This window comes from Brevibacillus sp. SYP-B805 (assembly GCF_011059135.1).
GTDB lineage: Bacteria > Bacillota > Bacilli > Brevibacillales > Brevibacillaceae > Brevibacillus_F.
Window position 1 is genome coordinate 59,209 of record NZ_JAALGD010000018.1, and the last position, 13,273, is coordinate 72,481.

Below are 13,273 nucleotides of genomic sequence, written 5' to 3' on the forward strand. Positions count from 1 at the left end.
GTAAATGTCATACCATGTACTGTGTCATGTAACCAGAAAGGAGTGTGTCATATATGGAGAAACGCCCGGATCGGATGCACCCGCAGCCAATGCCGATGATGCCGCCGGCTGCTCCACCGTTCATGAAGGAGATGCCGCATTTCACGCCTCCACCCATGCACCCCGCCCCGAAAAAGGAAATGCCGTTACCAATGCCCCTGCCGGCACCTGTGATCCCCAAGAAAGAGATGCCGCTGCCAGCGCCGATCATTCCCCCAGCCCGCGTGCCAAGAGTCGAAATTTATATTTACAAATATCATTTCCATTTGGAACGCATGAAATACTACAAGCACAAATGCGAGAAGCATCGCGGCGATCGTCGCAAGTTCCGGATGTATTACAAGCATTATCTGCACCACAAGCACCACGCGCACCATTATCACAGCAAATGCTACCCGACCCATCGTATGTACAGCAGCAGCTCAGGCGGATTCAGGGACTTCACCAGCAGCAGTTCAGGAGGCTTCCGGGACTCCTTCAGCAGCAGCTGCCGTTGTGATTCCTCCTCTTCCTACTAACGTATTGTATGGCAAGGCGCCGCTCCCCGTGAGTAGGCGTCTTCGTCGTTTTTCCTGAAAAAGACCCGCTGCACCTCTACCGGGCGGCGTGTATCCTTGTTCAGGCAAACAGGCTTGGCCGGTGATTCCGCCAAGCCTGCTGTCCTTCCCTTTCTTGTGTTACTGCATGCGCTGTCTGTGCTCCTCCAATCCTTCATTGACCAAGATCACCCCGTGCGAAAAAGTGGTTCCGCCCCCAAATGCCCCCGCGACGGCAATGGTTTCGGCAATCTCCTTCTCAGATGCGCCTTCCCGGAGCGCCCCCTCCAAGTGATAAACGATACAGTGTTCATTCCCGGCAAACAATGAGATACCCAAGGCCATCAAGTGCTTCTGTTTGCCCGACAGTTCCCCGGGTTGGAAACAAAGATTGGTAAATTGCGTGTAGGCATCATATATCTCCGGCATCACACGCCCGAAAGCCACCAAGCCTTCCCGGTATGCTTGAGCCAACTGATGTTCCGCCATGCTGCTCCTCCTGTCGTTCAGATTACACGCTTAGGTTCCCATCGACGCGGCACGGATATGCAAACTTCTTGGTCATCGGGAGGAAGTACTTGGGAAAACCCCCCCTTAGGGATCATGACGAAATTTCGCATAGCTTGTCAGGGACTGCCGAAGAATGTACTAATCAACGGCATGGGGGAGGGATGATGCGTTGAGGCGTCTGCCATCGGATGCACGGAACGATCTCTTGACTGGCGGTGAGCGCCATACGCTTGGCAAAGCGATCGATGCGATCAACCCGGCCACGAGACAGAAGATTGGACGTTTTCCCCGCGGGGGTGAGCGGGAAAGGAGGAGAAAGGATGGACAACAAACCGGCTTCCGGACTGGTCACGGTGGAAGAGCTGGAATACTTCATGCGCACGGGAGAGATCGATACCCTCATCATCGCCATCGTCGACATGCAGGGCAGATTGATGGGCAAACGCCTGACCGCCGACTACTGCCAGCGCTGCGGATTTTCCAAAGGGACCCATTTCCGCACCTATCTGCTCGGGACCGATATGGAGAGATGACCACACTGGACGGCTACGCCCTGACGGAATGGGAGATTGGCTGTGGGGACTGGCTCGCCCAACCGGACTGGTCGACGCTGCGCATCATTCCCTGGCTAGAAAAGACGGCCCTTGTGATGGCGGATGCCGTGGAGGAAGAGACGGGTGGGATGATCCCGATCGCCCCGCGAATCGTGCTGAAGGAGCAGCTCAACAAAGCGGAAGCGCGGGGATACCGCTTCAAGATGGCGAGTGAACTGGAATTTTACCTCTTCCGGCAGACGTTCGAGGAGCTCTATGCAAACGGCTATACGCGGATGCGTTGACGACCGCCGACCGGCACGTCCTGTTCAAGCACGGGGCCAAGGAGATCTGCATGCAGTGGGGAGCGGCCATCACCTTCATGGCAAAGCCGCATCGCAATTGGACGGGTTCCAGCGGCCATCTGCACGTCAGCCTGTGGGATGCGGACGGCGAGCGCAACCTGTTCCACGATCAGGCGGGTGAGCCATACGGGATGTCGGAGCTGATGCGCCATTTCCTGGCGGGCGTCCTCGCGTATACCCGGGAGTTTGTGCTGTTTTTTGCCCCAACCGTCAATTCATACAAACGCTTCGCCACCGGCAGCCGGGCCCCCGTTCATATCGTCTGGAGCCGGGACAACCGGACGTCCGGCTACCGCATCGTCGGTGAGGACAAAAGCCTGCGCATCGAGTCCCGCATTCCCGGGGCGGATATCAATCCTTACCTGGCGTATGCCGCCATGATCGGGGCGGGTCTGTACGGCATCGAACAAAAGCTGCCCCTGCCGGACGAATGGCAGGGCAACGCTCATGCGGCCAAAGGGGTGCCGCGCGTCCCGCACTCCCTCTACGAGGCGCTTGCCCTCTGGCAGGAGAGCGCCGCGGTCAAAGCGGTGTTTGGCGAGGAGGTGGCCCGCCATTACGCCAACATGGCGCGGGTGGAGCAGCGGGTGTTCGATGCGGCCGTGACCGACTGGGAACGGGCGCGTTATTTCGAACAGGGGTAGAACCATCCGGTAAACCCATAGTGGAAGGAATCGCGTTGACGCGTCTGGAAGAGAAGGAATGCATCATCACGGGAGCAGGGAGCGGAATGGGGGAGACAGCCGCCCTTTGCACGGTGAGCCCAAGACCCGGTGGATGCCCGTCCCTGGGGGGCGGGGCTTTTTATTTGGCGTTGCGCATGCGGATCATGGAGAAGTGGAGCGTCGAGCGCAGCAGGGAATCGCGCAGGGGGAAGAGAGACGGGGTTACACGCAGCTCGACCTGATGGTCAATCAAGCGCTGCAGCAGGTTATCGACCGGCTCGACTTTGAGGGGGGTAACAGTTACGTATGAAGTATAATAACCGGCGCCTTGATCAAAGCAATGAAACGGCTCGGCGGAAAAGTGGTACCGATACAGCCGGGCCTCCTGAATGCGCTCCAGCCAGCGGCTCTCCACCGCAATCACCATTCGGGCGGCCGTTTCCTGCCGATAGCGGGCGCGGTCTTCGTCCGAGGTTGTGTCGCCTGGCCAGAAGGCGATGCGCGGACAGTCGCGCGGGAAGAAGTACAAGGGAGAGTGATCAGCGTCGACCGCCCAGATCATCGGAGGCTGGTCGGGGTGGGACGGATGCAGTCGCGGGACGAAACGGGTGATGGACGGATCTTCGCTGAAATGGTAAAGCACGGTGGGCCTCCTTGAAGAAAAAGTGTAAAAATTCTGGTTGATAACAAACGCAAGGATAGGCAATATTATACCTTAAAACTTTTTTAGATAGAAATATGTAAAATTTTGTCGATAACAAACTATTGTTCCAATTTTGGTATATATATACAATCATAACTGTATTTGCGGTAATAGGACAAATGTAGTGAAAATTCGACCCGAAAATTTGATTAATTATCCCAATAACCTACAACTCGACAATTCTAAAGTGCCACAAAGAAATGAAGCCGTCCCATTTCGCGAAAGGGGATGATTGTGAAAACTACCAAAATTATCTATTGATTAATCGTTCTTTGTAAATTTCTCACTCAAAAGGTCTTGATTATTGGATTAAGGGAGAATTCATTCTTATGAAGCGTTATTTCCATCTTTTCATGGTATTCTTATTAATCTTTCCTTTGTTCTTTCAGTTTGCCCCACACCAGGTTTCAGCGAAACAAGAGACGAAAAGATATCTGATCGGTTTGAAAAACAGCAAAAAACCGATCAAGAAAAATGGAAATCCTTCATGGAAGAAAATCGGTTCCAAAATGATGTTCGCAAAACTGACAAAGGAAGAGCTCCAGGAAATTCTGGATGATCCCAACGTCGCTTACGTGGAAGAAGACGCTGATGCCACGATGGTAGAATACGATGATTCCCAATATATGCCTTGGGGAATTGAAGATATTGGAGCAAATAAAACATTGGACCGAAATTATACGGGTGAAGGGATCAAAATTGCCATTTTGGATACGGGTATATCCGAACATCCCGACTTGCAAATTGCCGGGGGAGTCTCCTTTGTAGAGAGTGAGCCGGAAATCAATGACGAGAACGGGCACGGTACGGCTGTTGCTGGTGTCATTGCCGCGCAAAACAATAACTTCGGCGTTGTTGGTGTCGCTCCTGGGGCAAAAATCTATTCCGTCAAAGTGTTGGATAAAGAAGGAACAGGAAAATACTCGTACATTATCCAAGGGATCGAATGGGCAATCGAAAACAATATGAATATCATTTCCTTGAGTGCCGGCGGTCTCGTCGATAGCCAAGCCCTCCATGATGAGATCAAGCGAGCAAATGAACAAGGCATTCTGATCGTGGCAGCCGCCGGAAACAATGGGGAAGGGGAGGAAACAGAGATCTTTCCTGCCCGGTATCCCGAGACCATCTCCGTTGGCGCAATCGAAAAGGAGGATCATCGTCTTGCCAGTTTTTCAAGTGTCGGCTCCGAAATCGACTTAGTTGCACCAGGGGTTGATATCATAAGCACGTCCTTGAATGGCGGCTACAAAAAACGCTCCGGAACTTCCATCGCTGTCCCCCATGTTACCGGTGCGGCTGCGGTAATATGGTCCCAAAACAAAGATTTGGACAATCAGGGTGTAAGAGAGATTTTGGAATCAACCGCCACGCCCTTAGGCGATCATCGTCATTATGGAAACGGTCTCGTAAATTTGGAAAAAGCGCTGCACCTCGATGAGGAGTTGCCTCCCAAAATATCTTCTCTTGAGTCAGACCCGTCGAGCGTTCAAATTGCCATAGGAGATACCCAACTACTCAGATTGACAGCAACATATTCGGATAACAGCACCAAAGATGTTACAGATGAAGCGGAATATTCGGTGGATGATCCGGCCATTGCAGAGGTTAGTACAGACGGGGTTGTAACCGGTCTGGCAGCAGGAACAACCAATGTGACAGCTTCCTTTGAAGGCGAAACCCTCTCCATTCCCGTTCTTGTCAAGGAACCGGAGCCACTCATCGTTCGCGGCGGCATCGATCGGCCCGAAAACGGGGCAACGATCAGCGGCACCTATACCATTAAGGGATGGGTTTTGGATCCGAGTGGAGTTGCCAAGGTTGAAGTGCTGGTAGATGGAGACGCAAAAGGCGAAGCCATCTACGGAGAAACACGTCCTGATATCGAATCGGCTTACCCGGAGTATAAAAACGGTAACGCCGGTTTTCGATATCAATTGGATACGACTGCCTTGACAACGGGTTCGCACGTCTTATCCGTCCGAGAAACGGGAAATGACGGGAACCAGACGACATTGGAGGAGAGAACGTTTCAAGTGGAGCTGACTGCCCCAGCGGTCGGATTGACGGCAAACGTATCGAGTGTTGAGGTTGTACAAGGCAAGACGCAGCAGCTTGTCATTACGGCCATCCTCCAGGATCAAAGCACGAAAGAGGTAACGGAAGAGGCCCAATACACCGTTGCGGACACGACCATTGCCAACGTGAATGATTCGGGCCTGGTCACAGGGGTAGCCCCCGGAAATACCACGGTCACGGTCAGCTACGATGGACAAACCTTATCCATTCCGGTATCGGTGAAAGAACCGGAACCCCTGCTTGCCCGTGGCGGTTTGGATACCCCGGTTGAAGGAGAGACCATCAGCGGGAATTATACCGTGAAAGGATGGTTTTTGGATCCGAGCGGTGTCGCTAAAATTGAAATCCTGATCGATGGAGAGGTAAACGGTGAGGCTGTCTACGGGGAAGCGCGTCCTGACATTGAAGCCGCCTACCCGGAGTATAAAAACGGGAATGCGGGGTTTCGGTTTCAGTTAGACGCGACGACGATTACGGAGGGTACTCACACCATTTCGGTTCGGGAAACAAGTCTGGACGGGACGCAGCATTCGTTGGATGAAAGAACGGTAAACGTTGAACCGTATATTCCGGCAAGCGGGCTCATCGCAAACGTGACAAGCATCGAAATGGAGAAAGGCGGGACCCTGCAGCTAGCCATTACGGCCATTCTGCTGGATCAGAGCACCAAAGACGTAACGGGTCAAGCTACGTATATCGTTGAAAACCCGGCGATTGCCAGTGTGAGTGCGTCAGGTCTGGTGACAGCACTGGAAGCCGGTTCGACGAATATGATCATTCTCTATGATGGACAGACCCTGACCATTCCACTGACAGTGAAAGCAGGGGAGCAGCTCATTGCCCGTGGTGGAGTGGATACCCCGCTGAATGGTGCAACAGTAAACGGTCCCTTCGATATTGCAGGCTGGTTTTTGGATCCAAGCGGGGTCGGAAAGATTGATATTTTCGTAGATGGCATTGTGGTTGGAGAGGCGATGTATGGCGAGGCACGTCCGGATATTGCTGCAGCTTACCCGGCTTATCAAAACGGTAATGCGGGCTTCCGTTATCGATTGGATACGGCCAATTTAAGCGAGGGCTCTCATGTCATTACCCTGCGGGAGACTGGCCTAGACGGGACTCAGCATATGCTCGAAGAAAGAACCATCATCGTAGGTCCGGCCATTCCTGTCACCGGTCTCGTCGCAAACACCACAAGCATTAAGATCTTTAAGGGTAAAACACAACAGATAACCATTACCGCCATGTTGGAAGATCAAAGCACCAAGGATGTAACGGCGGAAGCGGTTTATGTTGTCGAACAACCAACCATCGCAAGCGTGAATCCGACCGGACTCGTAACGGGGTTGGCGGAAGGTAGCACCACCATCACGGTTACGTATCATGGGCAGAGCGTCACCATTCCCGTAACGGTTCGCGGTGACAACCTGCTGTCCAATGCCGGATTTGAAGCGTATACCGGTAATGACGGAGTCGCGGATGGCTGGGAGAAGGAAACAGAACCTGGAGCGACTGACCAGCTCGAAGTGGTCTCGTCACCGACATACTCCGGGAATCAAGCGCAAAAAGTTACCGGCTCCCAAATTCCGTCTGGGAAAGCCATTATGATATACCAGGAAATCGAAGTGGAACCGAACAAGCCGTTTCTGGTGAGCGGACAGTTCAACATCGAAGCGCTCGAGAACGCCACGGTTCAGTTGGTGGTTGATTATTTGGATTCCCAATCCCAGACGGTCGGAAGCAGTGTCAAAGAGTATGCGCAAACAACCTCCGGCCAATATGTCTTGATTGAGAATCAGGGAATGGTTCCGGCAAATGCCGTTCGCGCGAAAGTTTCCTTGGTACTGCGGGCAATAGGGGATGGCGGATCGGGTACCTTCTATATCGATGACATGAACTGGAAGTATGCCGACGTGTCGATCCAGGTCGATCCTCAAACCATAACCCTTGAGGCAGGAAAAAAACAGGCGATTACCGTGACTGCCCATTACACGGACGGCACACAGCTGGATGTGACCAACCAATCCGCCTTGGAATCACAGAATCCCCAAATCGCTGCTGTGAAAGATGGGGTCGTGACGGGATTAATGGAAGGCAGCACGACGATCATCGTACGCTTTAACGGCCAAACCCTTACCATACCTGTTACGGTAAATGGTGGCAATCTGCTGAAAAACGAGGGATTTGAAGAGTATTCCGATTCTACCGGTGTGGCCGACAATTGGGCCAAAGAGACAGAACCAGGGGCGAGCGATCAACTGGAAGTCATCACGGCTCCGGTCTACGCCGGAAATCAAGCGCAAAAAGTATCCGGTTCCCAAATTCCGTCAGGGAAATCCGTCATGGTTTATCAGGAAATCGAGGTGGAGTCAAACAAAGGGTTTGTGGTCAGCGGTCAGTTCAACATTGAAGCACTGGAGAAAGCCAGGGTTCAGTTGGCGGTCGATTATGTTGACGCTCAGTCCCAACCTGTGGGAAGCATCGTCAAGGAGTACACACAAACAACGTCCGGACAATATATATTGTTGGAGAACCGGGGCATTGTTCCGGCCAACGCCGTACACGCCAAAGTTTCCGCGGTACTTCGTGGAACGGAGGATGGCGGATCGGGAACTTTCTACGTCGATGAGATGAGCTGGAAATATGCAGAAAGAGCTCCTTTGGAAGTAAATCCGACAACGTTAACGGTTGAAGCTGGTAAGAGTTTGTCGTTCACCGTGACATTTAATGCCCAGGATGGAACCTCACAAGATGTAACGAACCAAGCCACCTATGATATGGAAAACAGCCAGATCGCGACGATCCAAGCAGGATTGCTGACGGGTGTGATCGCAGGGAGTACGAATGTGACGATCAGCTACGGCGGACAAACTTTGACGCTGCCTGTCACGGTAACCGATGGCGCCCTTATCGCTAGAGGGGAGATCGATTCCCCAGGCGATCAGGCAGTAATCAGCGGCCAGTACGTCATTTCGGGCTGGTTCCTGGATCCAAATGGCGTCGAAAAAATCGATGTGTATATCGACGGAGAACTTATGGGTTCGGCTGAGTATGGTAAAAGCCGACCCGATATCAGCCGCACATATCCTGGCTATCAAAATCCCAATGCAGGATTTACCTATGTCCTGGATACGACCACGCTTTCCAAACGTTCACATTCGCTAACGATCACGGAAACCGGGAAAGACGGAAAGCAAACCTCGCTGGAAAGGGATTTTACGGTTGTCAAACCCATTCAACAGGAGTATCTCTTCTGGCTCAATTTCAGCGGAGATCAGGGGCAAGACAATTGGTCCTACCTGGAAGCGGACGGATCGGGCTTCAACGATTTGGAGTGGGACAGCGAGACCCAAAGCTGGACAAGCCAAACCACCGGTACGGCCATAGGCAGCACGTGGTTGAAAGCGGATGGTTCCGACCCGGTTCTCAGATGGCGGGCACCGCGGTCCGGCACCATTCAGATCACAGGGACGGTCGCTAAGAGCGATGTGAGTGGCGACGATGGGGTAAACGTCAGAGTGATGCAGAATGATACCCTTGTTTGGCCCGCTTCCGATTGGCAGACGATTGCCTTCGATGATGCCGTTGGAGTGGAGATGAACCAGGAACTGACGGTCGAGGAAGGAGATATCATTTCCTTCCAGGTAAACTCCAGGGAAGATTCCCTTGGAGATGTGGTGAAATGGACGCCCAGCATTCGCTATATCTCTTCGGATGTGAAAGACAATGAAGCCCCTCGTCTCTATTTGTCAAGCCCTTCTGTAGGGAAAGTGATCTCTCAGATTAATGGGCAAAATGTCATTCTGATTACAGGAACCGTACTGGATTCAAACATCGGGGATCAGGTACGGGTAATGTATCAGCTGGGTGAGGAGGAACCAAAGGAAATCGAGCGGTTTATTGCGAGTGACCAACCGACTGCCTTCTCGTATCAGCTGCCGATTACGAATCTGGATGAAGATGCGTTGTACACCTTGAAGATATGGGCGGTGGACGATAAATGGAATACGTCAACCGATGCGATCGTGGACTTTATTCTGGGAATCGAGGCTCAAGCGAAAGAACCTGAGCAAGTGGTGCTTCAGGCAAAATGGCTGTCACCTGCAGAAAACAGCGAATTTAAACGCGGCAGTGTCGTGACGTTGAAGTGGGATTTTACAGATACCAAATATGCAAAATATGTAACCAAATACAAGCTGAAAATCCTCAATATCAGAGGCCACACCCTGTTGCCGGAAAAAACGCTAACCACCAAATCCTACAACTTTGATACGAGCGGCATTACGAGCAATGATACGATCATAGCGGTAGTTGATTTGGTCCTTTCCGGCCAACCTCCCATTGTCGTTTCGAGTCCAGCTTCCAGAAGGTTTACCGTGATTGCCAATAACAAACCTCCTGTTGCAACAAGTAAGCTCAGCGTTGATTCAACCGGTACACAGGGAACCATTCAATGGCAGATCGATGAAGAGTTCTATGAAACTGTTACAGACTACCGTGTTAAGATCGGCAGAACGGCGCACGGCTCGGATATTCTGGACGAGACGAAAGCAATCCAATATCCGAAGCGACAAGTTAACGGCTATACCTATTTTGTGATTCCCAGTGACATGTATGACAAGGTGATTTATTGGTCGGTAATGGGAAGAAACGATAGCGGGATATGGTCGGATGAGATACCTCAATCGGAATATCTGCCCAATATTCTGCCGAAGGTGGTCATCTCGACACCGGTTGCCAATCGTATTATCGGGCCAAACGACACTTTCACGCTGGAAGGGTATTATCAAAATTTAAAAAGCGGCGATATACTCTCGGCCACCGTTTATAATACCAAAAAAACGTTAACCGTATCGTCCACGAGCGGATACTGGTCCTTCACATGGAAAGGCAGTGAAATTGGAATCGGCCGCGTAGCCAGATCGATCCATGTGGATGTCAATGGTGTCCAAAAACAAACGTACGGCGGTACCGTAGAGGTGGTAGGGTCATTGAATGGCCCGAGCATTACAAGCATTGATTCGGATCAGACATCCATTACGCTTGCGTGGAATCGGGTCGATGGCGCGACCGATTACAAGATCACGGTCGATTATGCGGCAAAGACAATCCTGACTGGCAATGCAACCAGTTATAAAATTACCGGTTTGCAGCCAGGAACGGCTTATGCCATTTCGCTGCAAGCCATCTACCAGACTGGAACAGGGGGCACAACCACCGTTACGGTCATGACAAAACCATCGGAAAACCAATTTGCGGTGCTGCAGGAGAATGTCGCTTCGCGTATTCGATTTACGGCAAATACACCGCAATACTTTAAACTAACGCCGAATTCAACGGGAACCTATTTGATGACGGCAAGCCCGGATTCGGGATCAGCCAATAACGCCACTGTCTCGGTATTTCGTGATGTTCTTCTGAAAGATCCCGTTCCATACACAGCCATCCAAAATGGGATATCGGTTCAGCTTGAAGCGAAAAAAACATACTATATCCAAATCAGTTCGACCGTTACCCAATACTTGACGATTTTGGCGAAATTCGGCGATGAGCAAATCGAGCTGAACAAACCGAAGGAACTCACAATCGGGGCGGGGAAAAGCGTCACGTACCTGATCAACGCGGGGATTCCGGGGAAATATCGCATGGTCACGCAGTTGAAAAACACAGCGGATCCGTATCCGGAGATCGTATTAGCCAACAACAGCGCGTTTGTCAACCCGATTCCACCCACGGAAAAGCCGAGCGCATCCGAAGTGGTCTATGACGTAACACCGGGTACGTACTATGTCAAGTTAACGAATAAAGCCGGAAAAGACGTCAGCATCATCTTCACCGTGTATGCTCCAGCGGGTACGGAACCGATCTATGAGTATGTTTACGATGGCAACAATCGCTTGAAGGCCATCAAGGAGAACGGGGAAGTAAGCGTCGAGTTCGTGAATGACAAGAATGGCAATGTGCTGCAAAGTGTGAAAAAATCGACAGCGCCCGCTCCAAAAGCTTCAGCCTTACAGGTGAATATGGAACAAGTGGATCTCAACGCGGGTGACACGAAGACGTTGGCGGTAACGGCGACCTTGGAGAATGGCAGTACGGTCGATGTGACATCGAAAGTGGCGTATTTTGTGGAAAATCCCTCCGTCGCCACCGTATCCAACGGCATCATCACTGCCGTGAATGGCGGAACGACGAATGTCACGTTGACGTACGGCGGGCAGTCGAAAACCATTTCCATTACGGTAAGCGGCCAGGATGTGACGCTCAGATCCATCAGTGTGAGCCAGAGCACAGTAACCATAATGGAAGGACAAGCCCAACGCATTTATGTAACGGCCAGATATTCCGATGGCACCGAAGAGGATGTCAGCAACAGCGCGACCTATGAATCATCGAACCCCAATATTGCCTCGGTAAGCAGCCTCGGAGTGATCACGGGGACAGCACCTGGAACCGCGACCATTTCCGTACGTTATGGGGGACGGAGTGATTCCGTCACTGCCACGGTCCAAGGGGCTCCTGTATCGAGTGTCAAGGTTAATCCGGCACAGCTCGTCATGCAAACCGGCGATATCTGGCAGATTTACACGACGGCTTATTACACGAACGGGAAATCGCAGGACGTGACGGATGCTGCAACTTATACCTCCAGCAATCCGACGGTCGCGACCGTATCAACGGGGGGAATCGTTTCAGCCGTATCGCCCGGAACGGCGCAGATTGTGGTCAGTTATGGCGGCCAGAGTGCCACGGTTTCCGTAAGCGTATCAGGCCAGACCGTCACGCTTGTGTCCCTTGCCGCAACTCCATCCAGTGTGAGCGTGGCAATGGGCGCAACGCAGCAGTTGGCCGTGACTGCGGCTTACAGTAATGGAAGTACGCAGAATGTGACGAGCCAGGCAACCTATCAGGCGGCAAACACCAACATCGCGACGGTAAGCAGCAGCGGCCTGGTGACTGGTGTTGCGCAAGGAAGCACGAGCGTTACGATCACGTTTGGCGGCAAAACCGTCAATGTGCCGGTTACCGTAACGGCAGCGACCGTCCAAAGCCTGGCGGCAGCGCCATCCAGTGTGAATGTGGCAACAGGGGCAACCCAGCAGCTAACCGTAACGGCCACCTACAGCGATGGCACGACGAAGGACGTGACGAACCAGGCAACTTATCAGGCGGCAAACACCAACATCGCGACGGTAAGCAGCAGTGGCCTGGTAACGGGTGTTGCCCAAGGAAGCACGAGCGTTACGATCACGTTTGGCGGGAAAACAGTTAATGTACCGGTTACCGTAACCGCCGCGCAGGCGACCGTCCAAAGCCTGACGGTAACGCCAACGAGTGTAACTCTGGAAACAGGCGCAACCCAGCAGCTAACTGTTACTGCAGCATATAGTGATGGCTCAACCAAGGACGTAACAAGCCAAGCAACGTATCAGACGGTTGATCCTAATATCGCTACAGTCAGTGCAAGTGGCCTGCTAACAGGTATCGCTCCAGGAAACACGACAGTCAATATCGCATACGCCGGTCGAACTACGAGTGTATCTGCAAAGATCATCGCGGTTCAAAGCCTGTCGGTAACACCGGCCAGCGTGAGCCTACTGGTGGGTGCAACCCAGCAGCTAACCGTAACGGCCACCTACAGCGATGGCACGACGAAGGACGTAACAAGCCAAGCAACGTATCAGACGGTTGATCCTAATATCGCTACAGTCAGTGCAAGTGGCCTGCTAACAGGTATCGCTCCAGGAAACACGACAGTCAATATCGCATACGCCGGTCGAACTACGAGTGTATCTGCAAAGATCATCGCGGTTCAAAGCCTGTCGGTAACACCGGCCAGCGT

General features: G+C 52.2%; 7 protein-coding genes. 5 read left to right on the forward strand and 2 right to left on the reverse strand.

Going from position 1 to position 13,273, the window contains the following annotated elements:
• Positions 1–53: 53 nt before the first annotated feature.
• Positions 54–557: a hypothetical protein gene (locus G3578_RS18445; protein ID WP_165214670.1), complete on the forward strand. Its 504-nt coding sequence runs from the start codon at positions 54–56 to the stop codon at positions 555–557.
• A gap of 159 nt (positions 558–716) precedes the next feature.
• Here the strand turns inward: G3578_RS18445 and G3578_RS18450 are convergent, their stop codons facing one another.
• Positions 717–1,064: a carboxymuconolactone decarboxylase family protein gene (locus G3578_RS18450; protein WP_165214672.1), complete on the reverse strand. Its 348-nt coding sequence runs from the start codon at positions 1,062–1,064 to the stop codon at positions 717–719.
• 341 nt (positions 1,065–1,405) lie between these two features.
• Between G3578_RS18450 and G3578_RS21010 the strand changes: the two genes are divergently transcribed.
• From G3578_RS21010 to G3578_RS21020, 3 genes are read left to right on the forward strand one after another with little or no spacing between them, the layout of a single operon-like run.
• Entirely contained in the window at positions 1,406–1,618 is a 213-nt protein-coding gene (locus tag G3578_RS21010) for a hypothetical protein (protein ID WP_241254711.1), read from the forward strand.
• Positions 1,615–1,923 (forward strand): type I glutamate--ammonia ligase, encoded by a 309-nt coding sequence (locus G3578_RS21015; RefSeq protein WP_241254712.1) that lies wholly within the window; start codon positions 1,615–1,617, stop codon positions 1,921–1,923. The genes G3578_RS21010 and G3578_RS21015 overlap by 4 nt, the downstream gene beginning before the upstream one ends.
• Positions 1,920–2,627, forward strand: coding sequence for a glutamine synthetase family protein (locus G3578_RS21020; protein WP_241254713.1), 708 nt, complete (start codon positions 1,920–1,922; stop codon positions 2,625–2,627). Before G3578_RS21015 ends, G3578_RS21020 begins: the two co-directional genes overlap by 4 nt.
• A 160-nt stretch (positions 2,628–2,787) precedes the next feature.
• Here G3578_RS21020 and G3578_RS18460 read toward each other — a convergent pair whose 3' ends face one another.
• Positions 2,788–3,291 (reverse strand): DUF6886 family protein, encoded by a 504-nt coding sequence (locus tag G3578_RS18460; RefSeq protein WP_165214674.1) that lies wholly within the window; start codon positions 3,289–3,291, stop codon positions 2,788–2,790.
• A 389-nt stretch (positions 3,292–3,680) separates the two neighbouring features.
• On the opposite strand from G3578_RS18460, the gene G3578_RS18465 reads away from it, so the two are divergent.
• Positions 3,681–13,273: Ig-like domain-containing protein (locus G3578_RS18465; RefSeq protein WP_165214675.1), on the forward strand; the 9,593-nt coding region annotated here is incomplete at its 3' end.